The organism is Lichenihabitans sp. PAMC28606, from assembly GCF_020616535.1.
Taxonomy (GTDB): domain Bacteria; phylum Pseudomonadota; class Alphaproteobacteria; order Rhizobiales; family Beijerinckiaceae; genus Lichenihabitans; species Lichenihabitans psoromatis.
This window is the reverse complement of sequence record NZ_CP085136.1, coordinates 3,749,004-3,769,753: the sequence shown is the minus strand read 5'-3', so window position 1 is coordinate 3,769,753 and position 20,750 is coordinate 3,749,004. Positions and strand designations below refer to the sequence as shown.

Here is a 20,750-nt window from a genome sequence, read left to right as displayed (position 1 = left end):
GGGATCTCTTGATTTGGGGTAGGAACCCTAAAAACTCGAGAGTTGTCGCTCCGTTCCTCCGGCTCAGCTTGGTGGATGCGGGGCTCGGCTCAAGCGTCTGATAACGGAGCGCTCAGACCAGCGTGTCGGTGGACGCCGGCTCGAGCAGCCCAACCATCACGCGCGCGATATGACGCACGATATCGGGTGCCCCGGTCATCTCGCCAAAACTGCCGCGCGTGAGCGGCCCGATCGCCAAAAGGCCCGATTGGGGCCGCCCCTCGCAATCGACAATCCGGCTTCCGAGATCGGTCTCGGTCCCCTGCCCGATCGCGTCGGGCCGCGCGAGCCCGTGATCGAGAAGGTGGCGCAGAAGTGGCACGTCGGCGATCGCTTTGCCGGGTCCCGTGCAGAGCACGATGGCGTTGAAGGACCGATCGTTTCGTCGATGACCGGGACGCTTCAATGTCGCCACAAGGCGGTCCCCGTCCTGATCGATGCCAACGAGGCTCGCTCGCTCGAGTTTCAGTCGGCCAAGCTCGCGTTGCCGCTCGATCAGCTTATGCGGTTGGGGCGCGATACGAAAGCGGTGCACCTCCCAAAAGGGCAGCAGGCGATGGACGACGCGTCTTTGCTCCTTGGCGGGCAGAGCACGCCATATTTCGGGCAGGCGCGATCGAAACGCATCGGCCATCGCCTGCCACCCCGGCGTCGGAGCGGCGTCGCGCATGCGGCGGCGGACGAGCCGAAGCAGGTCGAGCGCGGTTTGCGGCAGGTCGTATCCGTCGAGAAAGTCGATCCCGTCGACGAAGGTGCCATGCGGAAGCGCCAGCAGTCCTCGGCGCGACACAGCCGTCACGGCGCCAGAATGGCCGGCGCGGTCGAGCGAAGCGATCACATCCGCCATGCTCAATCCGGTTCCGACGATCAGAACGTCGTCCAGTCGTCCGATCGGCGCAAAGGCGTCGCGGCGCCAGGGATTGCGGATAAACCGTGGGTCGGCCAGCGCGGCCGCGCTCACGAGGCAAGGCAGCAGCGGGGGAGAGTGGCCGGTGCATAAAGCGACGACATCACCCTGGAGCGGCTCGGCTTCTCCGGCGAGCGTCACGGTCCAGGCCGCGCCGAGCTCATCCGACGGATCTACCGCCGAGGCGGTCGCGACGTGGTGCCGAAAGCTCACGCGATCACGCGCGGAGACGATCGCCTCGCGTAGGGTCGCCTCGATATAGCGGCCATAGGCGTGTCGCGGCACGTAGTGGTGACCCTGCGGGTCCGTGCTGGCGGCATCGGGCAACGCCTGATGATCGAACAACCAGCGAGTGAGATGATCGACGTCGTCGGGAAGCACGGACATTTTATTGGTCGGCACGTTGATGCGATGCACCGGATCGAGCGTGCCATAAGCCGTGCCGAAACCGAGGTCGGCCTGGGGCTCCACGAGATCGATGTGAAGCGGCCTCGACGTCGTTCGAATCGCGTGGATCACGACGGCCGCGCCGGTATAGCCGCCACCGATCACGATCAACCGCATGGTTTGGCTCGCCGGCCTGATCTGCCCGGGCTGCTCGATCATTGGTCGATATCACTCCTACTCGATCCCGGGTGGCCCGCCATGGAGCCGTTTCAGCCCCTGCGTTCCAGCTCGGATCACTACTGATCCTGCAGATCGGTCGCAATCCGATCTTTTCCGACCGTCGTTCGTTTTTGCTGCAGGCCCCGCAGCTTGCGGACCAGCACAAACGGAGACACTCCATGAAAACGCAAGGTTCGGCAGTGTGGCAGGGCGGTCTCAAAGACGGCAAAGGCGCGATCTCGACCAAGAGCGGCGCGCTTGCGCATTACCCCTATGGCTTCGCGGCTCGCTTCGAGGGCAAGTCCGGCACCAATCCCGAGGAACTCATCGGCGCCGCGCATGCGGGCTGCTTCACCATGGCGCTGTCGCTCATCCTCGGTGAGGCCCACCTCACAGCCGACCAGATGGAGACGACCGCCGAGGTGACGCTCGACAAGGAAGGCGACGGATATGCCATCACGGCCGTCCACCTGACCTTGACGGCCAAAATCCCAGGGATCGATCAAGCCCAGTTCGAAGAGCTCGCGGGTCAAGCCAAGGCGGGCTGCCCGGTTTCGAAGCTCCTGAAAGCCCACATCACCATGGACGCGCAACTCGTCGCCTGACGCTCGCGGCCCCATCCGTCGCGCGCGGTCAACCGACGCGCGACGCCAGCACCTTATCGACGCGACGCCCGTCGAGATCGACGACTTCGAGGCGCCATTCTCCGACAATGACGATCTCGCCTGTTTTCGGCAGATGACGCATCTCGGCGATGACCAGACCGGCCACGGTCTGGAACCCACGTCGCTCCGGCAACGACAAGCCAAGGCGCTCGGCCATTTCGTCGGCAGGCATCGATCCGGCCAGAAGCCATGAGCCGTCCTGGCGCTGAACCGCTTGCTCGTCCTCCTCCCCATCGCTCGAACGGAACACGCCCGCAATGGCCTCGAGCACGTCGGCGGGCGTCACGATGCCCTCGAAATGCCCGTATTCGTCATGCACCAGCAGCATCGGCACCTCAGCCGCCCGCAGTGTCTCGAGCACCGCCAAAGCATCGATCGAATCAGGCACGATCGGGGCCGTACGCAGAAAGGCACGCAGATCGAGCGCGCGCCCGGCCAAAATCGCTGCCAGTACATCACGCGATTGGACGACGCCGAGAAGATCGTCGGTGCCGCGCTCCCCAACGGGCAGCCGCGAATGCGGACTGGCGATGAGCTTGGCCCGGATCACACCTTCGTTTTCGGCAAGATTGATCCAATCCACCTCGGTCCGCGGGGTCATCAGGCTTCGCGCGGTCCGATCGCCAAGCCGCAACACGCCCGAGATCATGTCGCGCTCGCTGTTTTCGATCACGCCGGCCGCCTCCGCCTCCGCCACGAGCGAGCGCAATTCGTCGCCCGTCACGGCTCGATCCGACGCGGCCTTCTGGCCGAGAAGGTGAAACACCAATCGGGTCGAGGCATCGAGCAGCCAGACAGGGGGCGCCCCGATGCGGGACAGGAGCGTCATCGGCGGGGCGACGAGGCAGGCGATGGATTCGGCGTTGCGTAGCGCGAGTTGCTTCGGGACGAGCTCGCCGATCACCACCGACAGATAGGTGATGACCACGATGACGACACCGTAACCAAACGGTTCCGCAAGCCACAGCGGCGCGCCCCGATCGAGCAGCATATCGGTCAGACGTCCGCCGAGGGCCGCACCCGAAAATGCGCCGGCCAGAATGCCGATGAGCGTGATGCCGATCTGAACCGTCGAGAGAAACTTACCGGGATTGTCGGCGAGGCTCAAAGCAGCACGGGCCCCGGTCCGGCCTTCTTCCGCCAGAGCTCGAAGGCGACCCTTCCGGGCCGAAACGACCGCCAATTCAGACAGGGCAAAGACCCCGTTCAACAGAATGAGAAAAACCGCAACGACGAGTTCGAACACTGGCAATCAGGCCGGTTCGCGTCAAAGCGGCCGGACCCTCTCCTTCCGCGAGATAGACCCCGTCACCATGGTTGGCCCGGCCCGACCCGTCAAGCAGCCGCACCGAGCCCGTCATGCCCGCTGTCGCCGGCACATGACGGACTGTCGTGCGTCGACCAGGGTCGATGAATATGGTCACATCGGTGTCACGGTTTATTTGAAGAACCGTCACGATGTTGCAAAAATACAATTCATCTGACGATTTGGTCTGGGGCAAAATTATTACGAAATCGTGTCGAAAAATTGCGTTAGTGCACCGTCCGAGTTCACTAGGGCCGAAACGATGCGATTCCAAGCCACAACGTCGAGTATAGCAATAGCAACGGTTCTTCTAAGTGGAACATATTCCCACGCTCAGCAAGTCCCGACGTCGCCGCCCGTCAACTTCACGAACAGCTCGACTGCAAGTGTTGGCAGCCAGATTGCCGGGGTGCTGGACGATTACGCTGTGCTGATGCAGAATAATCCAGCCGTGATGGTCCAGAATTATCAGACCGTCGTGACCATGACGCAAAATCGCACGGCCGACCAAACCCTCAAGGCTTTGCACGACGACCGGACGGCGCAGCCCTACAGCATTCAAAATGGCCTCGGCGCGCTGACGTCCCTGTATCTGACCGGTGCAGCCGCGTCCGCCTCGGGCGTGACCCCCGCCGGTTTGACGCCGACCACCTACGCGACCTCGACGCTGGCGGATTATCAGAACAACATCAACTTTCTGAACGGCGCGAGCGCCGGTTCAGCGACCTTCTCCAATGGCACGGCGACGCCGCTCGCCAATGCGGTCAACTTCATCAACAACGTCGTCCGGAACAACTCCTCGACCGAGCCGCCGAAGCGGATCTTCGAGCGCTACCAGGGCGCCAATCCGGCCATCAATCCTCTCGATGCGCGTTACGCCAACTATAACGTCAGCACAAATCCCAAGGGACTGAGCACCGCCGACACCGCGAATTTCGTCGTGCCGAGCTATCTCTCGTCGTTCACGGTTCCGGCGCCGTACGGGACCACGGCAAATTGGGTCAAAGGTTTCACGGTCACACAGGCCATGATCGACGCGAATGGCGGCAAACCGCTGACCGCCCCCAATCTCGGCACCTTCGACGCCAGTGGCAATCTGATCAACGCAACCTTCGGGGTCGGCGCCTACGTGCCGGGGATCGGCACCGCTCCGCGCCCGTATCGCGTCAGCACGGCCGTGAACATCCCATCCCCGCTTTATCAGGTCATCAACTCGACCAACCCCTATGCCGATGGTGCTTTCCCGAGCGGCCACACCAACTCGGGCGAGTTGCAGGCTCTCGGCCTCGCCTTCCTGATTCCGCAACAAGGGCAGGAACTCCTGACCCGCGCGGCCGACCTCGGCAACGACCGTATCCTGGCCGGAATGCATTCACCGCTGGACGTGATCGGCGGCCGCATGGAGGCGACGGCGCTGGCCGCCACCAACATCTATGCGACGCTCTACGATGCGAACGGCAATCGTGTGGATTGGACCAACCCGGCCAATACCGCGGCCTATGCGACCTATCAGGCCGTGCAATCGACCCAAGCTTACCTCAGCAGCGCGTGCGGAACCACGAGTGTCGCGGCCTGCATTCAGGCCGCCCAGGCGTCGGGCGCGAACGCCAGCGATCCGTTCGGCAATGCTGCCGCCAACAAGGCGGCTTACACGGCGGAATTGACCTATGGGTTCACGCCAATTGGACCGAGCACGCCGCTCCTGGCCTCGCAGGTTCCGATCCAGGCCCAGGTCCTGTTGCTGACGCGCTTCCCCTATCTCACCGATGCACAGCGGATCGAGATCCTGGCCACCACCGGCCTGCCGTCGGGTTATCCGCTGCTCAGCGGCAACACCTACGACAATTGGGGGCGCCTGAACCTCTATGCCGCCTATGACGGCTATGGCGCCTTCAACGGGCAGACCGCCATCACGATGGATGCGTCGCTCGGCGGCTATTACGCGAGTGACTCCTACAACAACGACATCGGCGGCGCCGGTGGCCTGACCTTGGGCGGCACGGGCCGGCTGACGCTGACCGGCAAGAACACCTATGCGGGTCCGACAATCATCAACGGCGGCACATTGGAGGTTGCAGGATCGATCGTCTCGCCCTCGACCGTGAACGCGACCGGCACGCTCGCCGGGTCGGGTACGGTGGGTGCGGTCCAGGTCAATGCCGGCGGAACGCTCGCACCCGGAAGCCTCGTGGCGCAGACCGCGTTGCTGGCCGGAACGACATCGGTTGCGGCGACCACGCTGAACGTCGCCGGCGCCTTGCAGTTCGCCTCCGGATCGACACTCGCGATTGCGGCGACCCCGAGCCAAGCCAGTTCAGTCGTCGCGACTGGCGCGGCCACGATCACGGGCGGCACGGTCGCGGTCCAGGCGGCGCCGACCGGATCGTTCTTGCCTTATGTCAATTACAAGATCCTCACGGCATCGAGCGTCACCGGAACCTTCGCGACTGCCAGCACAAATCTGCCATTTCTGACGGCAGCCCTGTCCTATGACGCCAACGACGTCTTCGTCTCGCTCAACCGCAACAACGTCAGCTTCAATGCAGCGGCCGCGACGCCCAACCAACTCGCCGTGGCACAGACGCTGAGCAACACCTCGCGGCAGCCGACGAGCGGGGCCGGCGGCGCCCTTCTCAACGCGGTCTTCGGCCTCCGCAGCACGCAGGAGGCCCGCACGGCCTTCGACAGCCTCTCGGGCGAGGGGTTGGTCGCGACGGAAAACGCCGGGATCCGGGCCGCCCACGTCTTCTCCGGCGTCATCAATGATCAGGCGACGTCCTTGCTGACCGGCGGTCTCGGGGCCGTCAACAGCATCACCATGGGGGCGAGCCTGCCGCCAGGCGTCCTCGGTTACGCGCCGGCAAGCCCGATCACATCGCCGATCGTCCTCGATCGTAAACTGCCGCCGCCGCGCACCTACCGGGTCTGGTCGACCGGCTTCGGCGGTGGCGTCTCGCTCACCGGCAATGCCAATATCGCGAGCGAAACCGGCGATTATCGCGGCGGCGTCTTAGGCCTCGACTATCAGGTCCATCCCAACATCCTGATCGGCGCCGCGGTGGGCGGGAGCGACTCGAGCTTCAATGTCCGCTCGCGATCGACCTCCGGCGACGTCACCGGCTTCCATGGCGGCGTCTACAGCCTCGTCAATTTCGGGCCCTATTACGGATCGAATTCCGTGACGGTCTCGTCCTTCTCCAACCACACAACCCGTGCGATCGCCGGCCTGACTGGCTTCGCGGCGACCGAGAAAGCGTCATTCGGTTCGCTCGACATCAGAACTCGCGCGGAATTCGGCCGGGTGTTCGACTACGGCAGCCTCGGTGGCTTTACGGCCCTGAAGGTGACGCCCTTCGTGGCCGTCGAGGCCGCGCAATTGCACACGGATGGCTTCACCGAGCGCAATGCCAACGGCTCGACCAACATCTTCGGATTGAACCATCGCGGGCAGGACACGACTGACATTCCCGTCTTCGTCGGCGCGCGGTTCGAATCGGCTTATGCGGTCGGATCCGGCATGATGCTGCGGCCGATGGTCAGCCTTGCCTACCTGCATGAATTCGCGCCCCAGCGAAATCTCGAGAACGGCTTCGTGTCGCTGCCGGGCTCGACCTTCCTGGTGTCCGGAGCACGGCCGTCCTCCAATGCGGCACAGACCAAGGCGGGCTTCGAACTCGATATGGGCCACGGCGTCGGCTTCTTCGCCAATTTCGACGGCGAATTCTCAGCGCGGGAACGCGGCTACGGCGGCAAGGGCGGCCTCCAGATCACCTGGTAGTCCAGAAGTCCGCCTCGCGGAACGCCACCTCAAAAGCCAACGGGGCCATCTTCGGATGGCCCTGTTGCGTCACCCCATCAGCGAACGCGATCGCATGGGATGCGTAAGCTCACGGGTCGGGTCCGGTGCGCCGACAGGCCGCCATTGTCGAGCAGCATCCATGCACCATCTCACGACCATGGAAAAAGTAACGGTCTGGTATGACGGCGGCTGCCCGCTATGTCGGCGCGAGATTGCGCTGATGCATCGGCTCGACACGCGCTCGGCGATCGAGTTTGTCGATCTAGAGAATCAAGATGCGGCGTGCCCGCTCGACAAAGCTGATCTGCTGGCTCGTTTCCATGCCTTGGAAAACGGTCAACTGCTGTCCGGTGCGGCCGCCTTCGCGGCCATGTGGCGAGCCATTCCACGGCTGAGGCTTCTCGGGCTTGCGGCACGCCAGCCGCTTTTGCTGTTTGCGCTCGAGCGGCTCTACCGGATCTTCCTCCGCGTTCGGCCACGACTACAACGACTTGTCACGCGTCTCGACGGAGCCGCAGCCGCAAACCGGCCGCAGTCACCAGTGGCTTAGGTCACGGCGGATCGTCGCTTTTCGAGGAATGCGGGCGGCGGGGGATAATCAGTTCCGGCCACTCCCTTTTCAAAAGATCGCAAGGCCAGAAGGTATGAATCGATCTCCCGTTCATGTCTCAGGCGCGCCGCCGGTGCCAAGGCGGCAATCTGTTGTTTGACAAAGGTTGCGTCATACAGGCGACGACGACGTAGTTCATCCGCTTCCGAAAGGCTCATGACCGGCTCCGCTTTGATCCGCCGGTACCCTGCCGACGCCGAGCCGTCATTTGCCTTTGTTATAAATGATCGTGTTTCACTCCGGTGCGTCTGCGGCCCAATAGCGCTGGACCCACGGCACTGGACCAAATCCGAATTTCCGGGACGTGCCCCAACGCGTCGCGGCGTCGCCCAGAAGATCCCAGGGACGCGGAGAGCCGTGGAAGATCACGACCCGGGCGCGCTTCGGCTGTCGGATGCGGCGGAAGACCAGATTCAGCGGATAATACCAAACGCAAGTCCGTTTGAAGCTGACGGTCCAATCGCTCGGCCAATAATGCTTGTTGTTCGCCGCAAGACCGATGAAGCCCTGATCGGTGTGGCCGACCGCATAGGCAGCTTCCTGATCGGCCATGAAGCGGTTGAAAATGATGTGCTGCTGGTTCGGGACCCAGGCAAAGAGAGACCCCTGTGCTCCCCGATCGGGCCTGAGCGCGGCAGGCAGGATGCTCCAGAGCATCGGGTTCCATTCCTTCAGGATGTGAAGGCCAGGGATCGCACGCGCCCGATCGACGAAGATGCTGAGCGACCCCAGGATCACGACGTCGAGATCGATATACATCACGAGGCTGGCATCATCGAAGAGACCGGGCATGAACACCGACAGCTTGGGCCAGCACCCGGATGTCCAACGTTCGGGCGGCAGCCCGAGGTCGGGAATCGGACGGGCATCGATCCCAGCCGACAATCCGGCCGCATCATCCGTGAGGCAAACGAACCGGAAGGGCTCCTTGAGATGTCGCTTAACGCCCCGATACAAACCATTGACGTGTTCGGCCAGGAAGGTCTGACCCCATTTCATACAGACGATCGTCAGCATTTCGGTTCCATGAGAGGGCTTCGTTCCGTCGCGCTGTCGGCGATGGGGCGCCTCCAGTCGATCGATCGCCGCCTCTCTGGCATAGCTTGGCAGCATCACCAAACCGAAGGCGCAGCCAGCATGACGCGGCGTCCGACGATGCGGCGCGCGGCGTGTCGCCCCCCCCCCGCTTCCACGTGAGTCGGGGTTAGCGCGCCGTCCGGCGGCCCCCCGCCACCACAATCACGCCGATGATGACGAGGCCGGTGACCAGCAGGCGCAAGCCGGCGCTGACCCCGTAGGTGTTGAGCATGGTCAGCAGCATGACGAGAAAGAGCGAGGCGCCCCACAGGCCCGTGACGTTCGCCTTGCCTCCGGCCACCGAGGTCCCGCCAATCACCACGACGGCGATCGACATGAGGAGATATTCGTTGCCAATATCGAGCGACGAGCCACGAAAATAGCCCGCCAAAAGCGCCCCGCTGAGGCCGCCGAGGCCGCCGCTCAGAGTGTAGGTCAATAGCCTGATCCGCTCGACCAGCAGGTTGGCGAGGCGAGCCGCCCGGGCGTTCTGCCCGATGGCCGCAACGGAGCGGCCAAAGACGGTGCGGTGCAGGAGGACCGCGATCACGAGGCTGAACAAGACGGCACCGATCGCGACCAGCGACACGCCGCCGACCGCCGCACTCATCGCATCGGCAAAGCCCGGCGGCGGTTTGACCTGCAGGCCGCGACCATAGCTGATGCCGATCGACTGGATGACGAAGCTGGCCGACAGCGTCGCGATGATGGGCGGAATGCGGAGAAGTCGGATCAGCAGGTAATTGGCTCCGCCGATCGCCATGCCGGCCGCGATGGCGGCAGCGAGGCCCAGCACGATCCGGTCGTCCGATCCGCCCATCACCTTCATGGCGACAGCGCTGGCGAGCCCGATATTGGCCGGCAGCGAGAGATCGACATTGCCCGGTCCGAGCGTGACGACGAACATCTGCGCTGTGCCGACGATCACCGAAAAGGCCGCGAGCGCGATGCCGGCCGACACCATGCCGCCCGCCCCGTAGCCGCCGGTATAGAGGATCGCGGCGATCCAAACCGCCACGGCGCCGACGAACGACCAGAGCCAGGGTTGAGCCAGGATCGTCTTCAAGGACATCTTCACGCGGTCGTTCCGGTTCGATTGATGATGACGCGCGCCGCAAGCACGACGATCAGGATGCCGCCCTGCGCCGCCACCTGCCAATCCGGCGAGATGTGCATGAAATTGAGCAGCGACCCCGCGAGCGTGAGGGTCATGGCGCCGATGACGGCGCCGATCGGCGAGACGCGTCCGCCGACGAACTCGCCGCCGCCGAGGATCGTGCCCGCAATCGAGAGAAGCGTGTAGCCGTTACCAAGATTGGCGTCCGCCGAGGTGGTCAGGCCTATCAAGGCCATGCCGGCTAAGACGCCGCACAACCCGGTAAGACCAAACAAGACCATCTTGGCTTTGAGGAGCGACCATCCCGCACGTTCGACCGCGACGGGATTACCACCGGCGCCGCGCAACACCGCCCCATAAGATGTCCGCATGAGGCCGACATAAGCCACGATGCCGATCACCAGCGCGGCGACGATCGGGAACGGCACAATCGGGATCTTCAGCGCCATGAGGCTCTTCAGCCAATCGGGGGCGTGGCCGCCCGGCTTGGGCAGGAGCAGGATCGCAAGCCCCTGCCAGACAAAGAACATCCCGAGCGTCACCACAATCGAGGGTAAATTACGGAGGTGGATCAACGCTCCAAGACAGGCATAAACAAGAATGCAGCCGACCAGGATCGCGACACCCAGGACTGGATTATCATGCAGGATCGTCGCCGTGACGCAGCCCACGAAGCCAACGAACGTCCCGATCGATAGATCGAGATCGTTGCCCGCCATGACGAACATCTGACCGACGGTGGCGAGGGCGACCGGCACAGCGAGATTGAGCATCAGCGTGAAGCCAAAATAGCTGATGGCCCGCGAGTTCATGGCCCAGATGCCGAGGACGATCAGCGCCATCGAAAGCGCCGGCAGGGCCATACGCAAGAGACGGCTGAATGACGGCAAAGCGGTGCTGGTGGGCGAGGCCGTATCGGCTGCGACGCTCACGATCAGGCGGCTTCGGCAAAAGAGGCGCTGATGATGCTGTCCTCGCTGACGTCGGCACGGGCGAGGTCCGCCACGATGGCGCCGTTGTGAAACACATAGACGCGGTCGCAGTGGTTCAATTCATCCATCTCGGTCGTGTACCAGAGGAAGGTGCGCCCGGCCTTGGCCTCCTGCCGGACGAGATCGTAGACGTCGAGCTTGGTGCCGATATCGACGCCTCGCATCGGATCATCCATGAGGACGATCCGGGCATCCGACCCAAGAGCGCGCGCGAAGAGCGCTTTTTGCTGGTTGCCCCCCGAGAGCGACAGGATGGGATGTCGCATGTCCGGTGTGCGGATCTTGATCCGCTTCTGCCACTCCGCCGCGAGCGCGTCCTCCGCCTCGGTCGACAGCAAGAAGCCGCGGCGAAAGCGCGGCAGGGATCGCACGCCGATATTCTCGGTAATGGACCACAGCGGAAAGATGCCGTCGGTTTGCCGATCGCCGGCAACCAGCGCCACTTTCTGGTTGATCTCGCTCCGCCCTGTCCTCCGTTTGCCCGCATCGAAGACCGCCAGCAGAAGATCGGTCTGGCCATGCCCGGCAAGACCGGCCAGCCCGACGATCTCGCCTTCATGTGCCACGAGGACGCGATCGTTCGGCTGTCGCTTCGGACGGATGCGGACCTGAACCGGCCCGGTCGGGGCGGCAACGTCGGGCCGACCCTCATCCGCATCGGTTTCAGCGGCGGGCGCATGGGCTTCCGCGCCGCCCATCGCGACCACCAGCTTGTTGCGATCGAAGGCGGCCGTCGGCCCGCTGGTCACGATCCTGCCGTCGCGCATGACGACGACCCGGTCGGATGTCGAGATGATCTCGCCGAGCATGTGCGAGATCAGGATGCTGCTCAATCCGTTCGCGACCGAGCGCCTGAGAAAGGCGAATAGTTGACCGGCGGTGTGACCATCGAGCGACGAGGTCGGCTCATCCAAGATCACGAGAGAGACCGGCACGGTCGTGACCGTGAAGGCGCGCGCGATCTCGATCATCTGGCGCTTGCCGATCGATAGGTCGCCGACGATCGCATCGGCCGCGATGGCGTGGCCGGGGAAAATCTCATCGAGCGCTGCCGCAATCAGGGCCCCGGCCCGGCGCCGCCATCCGAAACCGCGCAGGCTCGGGTGCATGATGCGGGCATTCTCGGCCACGGTCAGGTTGGGACAGAGCGATAATTCCTGAAACACGCAGCGGATACCGAGCCGTCGCGCCGGCTCCAGTCCGTAGCGCGTCAGGGTTTCGCCGTTCACCGCGATCGTGGCCTCGTCGGGGGTGAGCGTGCCGGCGAGCACATGCATCAGCGTCGATTTGCCGGCGCCATTGTGACCGATCAGGCCGACGCATTCATGCGTCGAAATCGCGAGGTCGACACCGTCGAGCGCATGAACGGCCCCGAAGGTTTTCCGCGCACCCGTGAGCGCGATCGTCGTTGCATGCAGCACCATCAAAGACCCAATCAAACCAGTTATCGACCCGACGTCGCCATCCTGCGCCCTCCGGCGCAGGATGGCGAACCAGCGCGGTTACTTCTTCTTGCTGGCTTCGATGATCGCCTTGGCATCGGCCTGACTATATTCGACCGTCGCGACACCGCCGACAGGGATCTTCGGCAAAGCCGCATCGACCGTGTCCTGGGTGAAGGCGAGATAGGGGTCGGTCAAATCGTGCGGAATGGTCTTATCCCCATTCAGCACCTGCTGAGCGACCCAAAACGCGAGGCTCGAGACACCGGGCGCGCTGGACGCCGACCACGTCGCGTAGCCATTCGCCTTTTTCTGCTGCACCCACCAGGCGAGTTCATCCTGCCGATTGCCCATGATGATGATCGGGGTGGGCCGTCCAGCCGTGTTGAAGGCTTGCGCGGCTCCGTAACCATCGCCGCCCTGGTCGACGACGCCGACAATCTCCGGCAAAGACGGCAACACGGTGCTGACCGCCTTCTGGGCCGTCGTTTCGTCCCAATCGCCTTCGACAGCATTCACCACTTTGAACTCGGGATGTTTCTTCAATCCATCGAGGAAGCCGTTGTGGAAATCATCGTCCACCGAGGTTCCCGCGACACCGCGGATCTCGAGCAGGTTGCCGCCTTTGGGCAGCCGCTCGGCCATATAGTCGATCTGATGCGCCGCAAGTGCGCGATAGTCGACCGTCACCCGATAGGCGCAGGGTTCGGTCACGGTCCCATCGAAGGACACGACGACGATGCCGGCGTCGCACGCCTGTTTGACGGCGCCGTTCAACGCTTCGGGCGACGCCGCGTTGATCACGATGGCATTGTAGCCCTGGAGGATCAGGTTCTGGATTTGCGCCGCCTGGGTCGGCACTTCCTTGTCGGCGGTGGTGAAAATGTCGGCGGCCCCGACGATCTTGTCGTCGACAGCCTTTTGCACCACGGCGCCATAGCTCTTCAACATCGCCTGACGCCAGGAATTGCCAGCATAATTGTTGGAAAAGGCGATCTTCATATCGGCCGTATCGGCCTTGGCCGGAAGCGAGGTCGACAGCATCGTCGCTGTCATCAGCACTGCATAAGTTAGGACACGCATCAACATTCCTCCCAAAGTCGGGCTCTCGGGCCCGTGCGTCTCTTGCCCCATGGCTCGGATGACCGGCTGCGGGGATGCGTCATCATACCAATCAATGGCCGCACGGCCATCGCTTTGGCGCAGTTTTCCTGTGACTTAACGCGCGTTCGCCTGAGAGATGCGCTTTAACGCGGCAAGCAATCCACGCCCGCATCGAGTCGAACAGCTCGATTACGCTCCGGAAAGATCGGCATTCGGCAAAATTGAAGCAATCGCGGGTGAAAATCCAAAGGATTTTAGCGCTCACTCTCGAGCGAAACTGCGCGATGGGGATCGCTGGCTTGAGCCATCCCGCCTCTCCCTCGTGCTCGTCCCGCAAGCTGGAGATTCCGCATGATCGCCTTCCTGACCAGCACGCCCTTTCTCGTCGTGGCCGCCGGCTATGGCGTGGTGACGGTCGGAATGCTGAGCCTCGGAACGATCGCGGCGCGGGCCGATCGGGTCACGGAGCGCTTGCTCCAAGCCGCACGGACCCGCGACACCGCTGAACCGAGCAAGGGTCTGGACGAGGCGAGACGCCGTCCTGCCGCATGATGATCCTCGTCAAAAGACGACGATGACCTAACCTCGACCTCACGCCTCCTGCTTCGCACGAGCATGCCGGTCCGCTTGATCGACACGCTCCCCGTCTGGTCGCGAGGTAAAGAAGCGGCCGCGAAAAGCGCGACGCCGTCAGACCGGCCAATATCCGTTTGACCTATCGACCCGTCTTGACCCACATGGCAGGCGTCAGGGACGACATCGGAGCAGATTGTGGCGGAGAGGGAGGGATTCGAACCCCCGATAGGCTTGCACCTATGCCGCATTTCGAGTGCGGTGCATTCGACCACTCTGCCACCTCTCCGCGGGCGTCGATGGTTCACATCGGCGTGGTTGGGTCGCACCTAGCACGCTGTGAATGGCTTCACAACCCATGGACGCGCGATCGGGCCTCGCATGTTGGATCGACCGCGCGATCGGGATTTGTGTCAAACGCTTGACAGACGGGTCATCGGAGCCTATGCGACCCTTGCACCAAGTTGCGGCTTCGCCGCACCCTGTCCAATCCTTCGTTCCCGTTCATTCGGCCGAAGTCGAGGATGCGAGCTTGGGGCACCCATTGCTGGTCCACTGCAAAGAAGCCGATCACGGGCATGTCGCTCGGAGTATCGGGATTGAACACGAGGAAAACGATGTTCGCAGTTATCAAGACCGGCGGTAAGCAGTATCGCGTTACCGCCGACGACAAGATTACGGTCATGACCCTCGCGGGTGAAGCGGGCGACACGGTGTCGTTCGAAGTGTTGAGCTTCTTCGACGGCGAGACGGTCGAGATCGGCGCGCCTCTGGTTGAGGGCGCGAGCGTTTCGGCCCAGATCGTCGAGCACGATCGCGGCCCGAAAGTGATCGCGTTCAAGAAGCGCCGCCGCAAGAATTCGCGTCGCAAGCGCGGCCATCGCCAGGACCTGACGATCGTCCGGATCACGGATATCCTGGTCGGCGGCCAATCGCGACGCCCGGCTAAGGCGGCTGCTCCGGCGGCTCCCGTCGCGGAAACCGCGGCAGGCTGATCCATCGGCTGCAGCATGCTGCGGCCCGTTTCATTCGAGGCCGGTTTCGCCGGTCGCACTATCGAAGATTTCGGAGCACCACAATGGCTCACAAAAAAGCAGGCGGCTCGTCCCGCAACGGTCGTGACTCAGACGGCCGTCGTCTGGGCGTGAAGAAATTCGGCGGCGAAGCTGTGCTCGGCGGCAACATTATCGTGCGCCAACGCGGCACGAAGTGGCATCCCGGCGCCAATGTCGGTCAGGGCAAAGACCACACGCTCTTTGCCCTGACCGACGGCAAAGTAGAATTCCAAACGAAAGGCAATGGTCGCGCCTATGTAGCGGTCCTGCCGCTCGCCAACGCAGCCGAATAGGTGGGAGCCTGACGAAGGACCCCACCGGCACTCAAAACCCCGGTGGACTAGGTTCTTCTCAGGCGAGCAGAACCGCTCTTTGGTGCCTGATGGCATCCGATGAGCGAGCAAGTCCAGGCCCTCGAGGGCACCGTCCGCAAGGAACGGCAAAGGGGAGGTGGGTGTCACCTCCCCTTCGTCGTTTCCGGGGCACCGCGCGGCGGGCCCTTCAGGACTGGGAGCTTGGCATGTTTCCCGAACTCACACGGGACGATGTTTTCCGGCTAGAAACCCGGCGTTTGTGGCTGCGTTGGCCCGAAGTCGCGGATGCCGATGCCGTGACGACCTTTGCCAGCCATAAAGACGTGGCCGAGATGACGGCCCATATTCCACACCCCTACCCCAAGGCCGAGGCGGCAAAACGCATTGATGGCTGGCGCAGCAAAAACGGCTCCGGCTTAGGTCTGAAGCTTCTGCTGACCAAGACCGGAGACGATCGGCAGCCGATCGGACTGATCGGGCTCGATCCCATCCCGACCGGGTTGGCGCTTGGCTTCGTTCTATCGCCCACCCATGCCGGCCAGGGTCTCGCGACCGAAGCCGCGCAGGCGATGATCGATACGGCCTTCATGCTGTCGTCCGTAACCGCACTCGAGGCCTCATGCCGTGTCATCAACTCGGCGGCGCGGCGCGTGCTCGAAAAAAGTGGTTTCGCTTACGAGGGCACGGCTCTTCAACATGCCCCGGCCCGCGAGGGTATGATCTCGTCGGATCGGTTCCGGTTGAGCCGCCGCACCTGGGTGAGCCTCAAACAGTGGCGCATGCCCCGTCTCGAGCCGCGCCCCCAAGCGGTTCTGGTCCCCGCGGTGCCCGACATCGATCGCGTGTGAAACACACGGCGGAGCCGACATGCTCCGCCGCCTTACCGCCAACAGCGTCGCCATCAAGGCACACATCCGAGATTTCCGCCGTAACCGAGCCCACTCGGTACGTACGGCGTCTTTCCAGGGAGGACGATCCGCCGTAGTTTCGACACGTCACCTTTGACGAGGCTACGGGGAAACACTATGGGCATTATCTGGACCATCATCATCGGGTTCATTGCGGGCATGATCGCGAAATTCATCATGCCGGGACCGAATGAGCCGAGCGGCTTCATTCTGACCACCATCCTCGGTATCGTCGGCGCCGTTGTAGCGACCTATCTGGGCCAAGCCGTCGGCTGGTACCACGAAGGCGAAGGCGCAGGATTTATCGGCGCGATCGTCGGTGCGATCATCGTGCTGGCCATCTATGGCTTCATCGCTCGTCGGTCATCCGCGATCTGAAACTTTATCGGCGCGACACGCGTCGATTGCCCAATCGTCAAGAAGCCGGAAACCACGCGTTTCCGGCTTCTTTCGTCTCAGGTGAGTTGAGCCTTGATCGGGCAAAACCCCGTTGCGCCGCGATAAGCCAGATAGGACCCGATCGCCAGCGCGGCGATGTTCAACAGGGGATTGGGGCGCGGCTTGGCTGCGGCGGCCGCGAGAACGAGGCCGCCGACTACCGAGAGACTTCGCTCGCCCATGGAAATATTCTGGTGATCGTGCGATTCCATCGGAAGATTGGTCGACATCGTTTGTGCTCCTGTATGTGCCGCCGAAGGACTGCTCGAACGGCACCCCTTATGTAGGGCATCGCTGGGCAAAACCTAGCCAAAGACAGACAGCAGCCGTCAGTTCAAATCGCCGGTCGACACGACCATGCTGCCGGTCTGCTTGGCTTTATGTTCGGGCTCCACATGGATCGTCACCAGGGCCCCGTCGACAGCCTGTTGCAACACCCGTTCGAGCTTGTCGCAAATGGCGTGCGAATCCGAGACGCTCATCCGGCCTTCGACAACCAGATGAAATTCGATGAACGTCACCCGTCCGGCCGATCGCGTCTTGAGGTCATGCACCTCGATCGTGCCGTCGAGATGGCGCATCAGCACCGCGCGGATCTGATCCTGAAGATCGACGGGCGCCGCCTCATCCATCAGACCAGCAATGCTTTCTTTCATCAGCCCCCATCCGGACCAGATGATGTTGACCGCCACGAGAGCCGCCACAATCGCATCGAGTTGTCGGACCCCGGTCAGGATCACGAGCCCGACGCCGATCACGACGCCGATTGACGTGTAGACGTCGACGAACAGGTGCTTGCCATCCGCCACGAGAGCCGGCGACCGGGCCGTGCGCCCTCGGCGGATCAACAGATAGCCCCAGGCCGCGTTGATGAGCGTGCCGACACCGCTGATCAGCAGGCCCTTCAGCGGCGCTTCGATTGGATGCGGTGCCAAGACTGCAAAATAGGCTTCACGCAGGATCGAAAACGCAGCCAGCACGATGCAGACGCCCTCGAGCACCACCGAGAGATATTCGGCCTTATGGTGCCCATAGGGATGGTTTCGGTCCGCCGGCTTGGCGCTGAGGCGAACTGCCATGAAAGCCGCGACGGCCGTGATGACGTTGATGATGCTTTCAAGTGCGTCGGAATAGAGCGCCACGCTGCCGGTGAGCCAAAACGCGAGATATTTGAGCGCGAGGACCAGCAGACCGACGCCGATGCTGCCCAAAGCGATGCGTTGAATGCTGTCCATCCCGGTTCCACTCTCGACCGGCCCAAAAGGGCCGCGACCGTCATCACGACCTCCGAGAGTTCGGAGCCCTACGTCAGGGGAGCGTTAGCGCGGGATCAGCCGCCAAACAAGCGTTCAAGCAAGTTCCGGTCATCGCCGGGCTGCTGGTTCGCTTCTCGTGAGGGGATCGCGGCCGGGGGCAGCAGGGCGTTCGGGTCGTGACGCGGCGGATTGTTGCGACCGGGCGACGCCTCGGCTTGACCAGGGAGACTGCCAAGCGGCATCGGGGCGCCGGCGGTTCGGCGCGCCGCGGTCTGGGGAGGCGCCGTCAAAGCATGCGAGATCAATTGTCCGAGCGTCGTCGGTGCGGCATCTGCCGCATGGCCGGTCGCCGGGTCGCGCGTTGGCATCGATGCCATGGGGCCGCCTGCGGCCGCACCCGCCGTCGGATCGACGGAAGGATCGGTGCCGGATGCCGGAGCGCCCCACACGCCGCCGGGAATCGGGATGGGAGTCGTGCCCTTGAGAGCGGCCCGCATGAAGCGGCTCCAGATCTCGACCGGCAAATTACCTCCTGACGCCTTTCGGGTGGGGGTGCCGTCGTCGTTGCCGACCCAGACATCTGCCAGCAGCGCACCCGTATAGCCGACAAACCAGGCATCGCGCCAATCCTGGCTGGTGCCGGTCTTGCCGGCCGCTTGCCATCCCGGCAGATCGGCCTTGCGGGCCGTGCCGGTCAACACCGTCTGCTGCATCATGGTCGTCATCATGGAAACGTCCACCGGGTCGATCACGCGACCGTAGCCCGTCGCCTTGCGTTGGTAGAGCAGTTTTCCATCGGTCGTCTTCACACGGGTAATGATGTGGGGCTGCACGCCCTGGCCGCCGTTGCTGAACGGCACATAGGCGGTGGCGAGTTCAAGGGGCGATACCTCGGAGGTGCCGAGCGCGATCGAAGCGTTGGGCTGCAACTCTGACGTGATGCCGAGCCGATGCGCGGTCTTGACCACGGCTTTGGCCCCGACCTCGAGCCCGAGCCGGACCGCGACGGTATTGAGCGACTGAGACAGCGCCTTGGTCAGCGTCACCGGGCCGGCATAGTCGCGGCTGTAATTCTCGGGTTGCCACCCTTTCACGTTGATGGGGCCATCCTCCCGCACCGTATCGGGCGTCAAGCCCTTCTCGATCGCGGTCAGGTAGACGAAGGGCTTGAAGGCGGAGCCGGGCTGACGCTTGGCCGCAACCGCGCGATTGAACTGGCTGTCGCCATAGTCGCGGCCTCCGATCAAGGCCTTGATGGCGCCGGTCGGATCGAGCGCGACGAGCGCGCCCTGGCTCACGCCATATTTGGTGCCCTTCGCATTGAGTTCGTCCCCCAGCGCATGGTCGCCCGCCTGCTCCATCGCCGGGTTGATCGTGGTCGTCACCACGATGTCCTGATCGATTGCCCCGACCGTGTCGGCCAGCACATCCATCACATAGTCGGCCGCATAGTTGATGGCGGTGGCGTCGCGTTCCTTGACGGCCTTGGCGGGATTGGCGAGCGCTGCCTTTCCGGCCGCATCCGACACCATGCCCTCTTCCATCATGGCGCTCAGCACCTGGGCGGCGCGATCGGTCGCTCCGGCCGGATTGCGGTTGGGCGCCAGCTTGGTCGGCGCCTTCATCAAACCGGCCAGCACCGCCGCTTCGGCGAGGCTCACGTCATGAGCGCTCTTGCCGAAATATTTCTGGGCCGCAGCCTCGACCCCATAGGCTCCCGAGCCGAAGTAGACGCGATTGAGATAAAGTTCGAGAATCTGATCCTTGGTGTATTTGTGCTCAAGCCAGATTGCCAGAATGGCTTCCTGGATCTTGCGCGACACCGTGCGTTCCTGCGTCAGAAACAGGTTCTTGGCGAGTTGCTGCGTCAGGGTCGACCCCCCCTGCATCCCGCCGCCGCCAACGACATTCCGGGTCAGCGCGCGGGCAATGCCCATCGGGTCGATCCCGAAATGCGAGTAGAAGCGCCGATCCTCGATCGCCACAAAGGCTTTCGGCAGGTACGGCGGCAAGTTGGCGAGGCGAACGGCGGCGCCACCCGTATCACCCCGGTTGGCCAGCACCGCGCCGTCTTCACCCAGGATGGCAATATTGGGCGGCCGCTTCGGCACCGACAATTGGTCGATGGGCGGCAGTTCGCGGGCATAAAACGCGACCAGCCCGACGAGACCGATGCAGGCCCAGATGCCGAGCACGAGGCACCAGGAGAATAATTGGCCGAGAACCGAACGCCGCCGCCGCGCCGGGCGGGACGGCGCGCGATCGCGGCTGCCGCCCTTGCCGGACCGTGCGCCCTTGCGTGTGTTCACGGATGCGTCGGCGGAGAGCGGGGCTCGGAAATGGGGCTCGACGCGCTCGCGCTGTACCGTGCCGCCGTGAGCCGGCGGAGCAGCAGTCCGGTCATCGGACGAGATATGAATTTCGCCGCGCACCGGCCGTCGCCCGAGAGGCGGGTCGGGCCGAGGCTCCCGGCGGCCGTCGCGTTCGCTGTCTCCGCCTGGTTCATGGTGTCGGCCGTTCCGCATCTGGCGTCTCAATCCCC

Annotated in this window: 19 protein-coding genes and 1 tRNA gene; 8 read left to right on the top strand and 12 right to left on the bottom strand. The window is 63.5% G+C overall.

The genetic code is table 11. The annotated features are described in order from the left end of the window. Positions 1-112: 112 nt before the first annotated feature. Positions 113-1,552: an FAD/NAD(P)-binding protein gene (locus tag LGH83_RS17775; protein ID WP_227399773.1), complete on the bottom strand. Its 1,440-nt coding sequence runs from the start codon at positions 1,550-1,552 to the stop codon at positions 113-115. A 179-nt stretch (positions 1,553-1,731) separates the two neighbouring features. Here LGH83_RS17775 and LGH83_RS17770 point away from each other — a divergent pair, with 179 nt between their 5' ends. Further along, on the top strand, positions 1,732-2,157 hold the full coding sequence (locus LGH83_RS17770) for an OsmC family protein (protein WP_227399772.1): 426 nt from the start codon (positions 1,732-1,734) through the stop codon (positions 2,155-2,157). A gap of 28 nt (positions 2,158-2,185) precedes the next feature. Here the strand turns inward: LGH83_RS17770 and LGH83_RS17765 are convergent, their stop codons facing one another. Then, on the bottom strand, positions 2,186-3,463 hold the full coding sequence (locus tag LGH83_RS17765) for a hemolysin family protein (protein WP_227399771.1): 1,278 nt from the start codon (positions 3,461-3,463) through the stop codon (positions 2,186-2,188). Between the two features lie 469 nt (positions 3,464-3,932). On the opposite strand from LGH83_RS17765, the gene LGH83_RS17760 reads away from it, so the two are divergent. Next, positions 3,933-7,301, top strand: coding sequence for an autotransporter domain-containing protein (locus tag LGH83_RS17760; RefSeq protein WP_227399770.1), 3,369 nt, complete (start codon positions 3,933-3,935; stop codon positions 7,299-7,301). A 160-nt stretch (positions 7,302-7,461) separates the two neighbouring features. Further along, positions 7,462-7,872, top strand: coding sequence for a thiol-disulfide oxidoreductase DCC family protein (locus LGH83_RS17755; protein WP_227399769.1), 411 nt, complete (start codon positions 7,462-7,464; stop codon positions 7,870-7,872). Here the strand turns inward: LGH83_RS17755 and LGH83_RS17750 are convergent. The 6 genes from LGH83_RS17750 to LGH83_RS17725 form a co-directional block, all read right to left on the bottom strand. Beyond that, a complete protein-coding gene (locus tag LGH83_RS17750) occupies positions 7,869-8,090 on the bottom strand; it encodes a hypothetical protein (protein WP_227399768.1) in 222 nt (73 codons plus the stop codon). The genes LGH83_RS17755 and LGH83_RS17750 overlap by 4 nt on opposite strands. Before the next feature lie 76 nt (positions 8,091-8,166). Further along, complete coding sequence (locus tag LGH83_RS17745; protein ID WP_227399767.1) at positions 8,167-8,949, bottom strand: hypothetical protein; 783 nt, start codon at positions 8,947-8,949, stop codon at positions 8,167-8,169. A 187-nt stretch (positions 8,950-9,136) separates the two neighbouring features. Further along, positions 9,137-10,081, bottom strand: a complete 945-nt coding sequence (locus LGH83_RS17740) for an ABC transporter permease (RefSeq protein ID WP_227401909.1) — start codon at positions 10,079-10,081, stop codon at positions 9,137-9,139. Positions 10,082-10,083: 2 nt separating this feature from the next. Continuing rightward, entirely contained in the window at positions 10,084-10,989 is a 906-nt protein-coding gene (locus LGH83_RS17735; protein ID WP_227401908.1) for an ABC transporter permease, read from the bottom strand. A 71-nt stretch (positions 10,990-11,060) separates the two neighbouring features. Then, complete coding sequence (locus LGH83_RS17730) at positions 11,061-12,542, bottom strand: sugar ABC transporter ATP-binding protein (protein ID WP_227399766.1); 1,482 nt, start codon at positions 12,540-12,542, stop codon at positions 11,061-11,063. 78 nt (positions 12,543-12,620) lie between these two features. Then, positions 12,621-13,643, bottom strand: coding sequence for an ABC transporter substrate-binding protein (locus LGH83_RS17725; RefSeq protein ID WP_227399765.1), 1,023 nt, complete (start codon positions 13,641-13,643; stop codon positions 12,621-12,623). Between the two features lie 372 nt (positions 13,644-14,015). Here LGH83_RS17725 and LGH83_RS17720 point away from each other — a divergent pair, with 372 nt between their 5' ends. Beyond that, positions 14,016-14,216: a hypothetical protein gene (locus LGH83_RS17720; RefSeq protein ID WP_131196064.1), complete on the top strand. Its 201-nt coding sequence runs from the start codon at positions 14,016-14,018 to the stop codon at positions 14,214-14,216. A gap of 220 nt (positions 14,217-14,436) precedes the next feature. On the opposite strand, the gene LGH83_RS17715 is transcribed toward LGH83_RS17720, so the two are convergent. Beyond that, a tRNA-Ser gene (locus LGH83_RS17715) sits at positions 14,437-14,526 on the bottom strand. 328 nt (positions 14,527-14,854) lie between these two features. On the opposite strand from LGH83_RS17715, the gene rplU reads away from it, so the two are divergent. From rplU to LGH83_RS17695, 4 genes are all read left to right on the top strand, one after another. After that, complete coding sequence (gene rplU / locus LGH83_RS17710) at positions 14,855-15,232, top strand: 50S ribosomal protein L21 (RefSeq protein WP_131194550.1); 378 nt, start codon at positions 14,855-14,857, stop codon at positions 15,230-15,232. 83 nt (positions 15,233-15,315) lie between these two features. After that, complete coding sequence (gene rpmA, locus LGH83_RS17705) at positions 15,316-15,585, top strand: 50S ribosomal protein L27 (RefSeq protein WP_227399764.1); 270 nt, start codon at positions 15,316-15,318, stop codon at positions 15,583-15,585. Between the two features lie 227 nt (positions 15,586-15,812). Then, the gene (locus LGH83_RS17700; protein ID WP_227399763.1) at positions 15,813-16,454 is read left to right on the top strand and encodes a GNAT family N-acetyltransferase; all 642 of its coding nucleotides are present in this window, start codon (positions 15,813-15,815) and stop codon (positions 16,452-16,454) included. 177 nt (positions 16,455-16,631) lie between these two features. Continuing rightward, entirely contained in the window at positions 16,632-16,892 is a 261-nt protein-coding gene (locus LGH83_RS17695; protein WP_131114762.1) for a GlsB/YeaQ/YmgE family stress response membrane protein, read from the top strand. Positions 16,893-16,969: 77 nt separating this feature from the next. On the opposite strand, the gene LGH83_RS17690 is transcribed toward LGH83_RS17695, so the two are convergent. From LGH83_RS17690 to LGH83_RS17680, 3 genes are all read right to left on the bottom strand, one after another. Next, positions 16,970-17,182 (bottom strand): YgaP-like transmembrane domain, encoded by a 213-nt coding sequence (locus LGH83_RS17690; RefSeq protein ID WP_131114761.1) that lies wholly within the window; start codon positions 17,180-17,182, stop codon positions 16,970-16,972. Between the two features lie 99 nt (positions 17,183-17,281). Continuing rightward, the gene (locus LGH83_RS17685; RefSeq protein ID WP_227399762.1) at positions 17,282-18,187 is read right to left on the bottom strand and encodes a cation diffusion facilitator family transporter; all 906 of its coding nucleotides are present in this window, start codon (positions 18,185-18,187) and stop codon (positions 17,282-17,284) included. A 95-nt stretch (positions 18,188-18,282) separates the two neighbouring features. Beyond that, positions 18,283-20,733: a transglycosylase domain-containing protein gene (locus LGH83_RS17680; protein WP_227399761.1), complete on the bottom strand. Its 2,451-nt coding sequence runs from the start codon at positions 20,731-20,733 to the stop codon at positions 18,283-18,285. Positions 20,734-20,750: the final 17 nt, after the last annotated feature.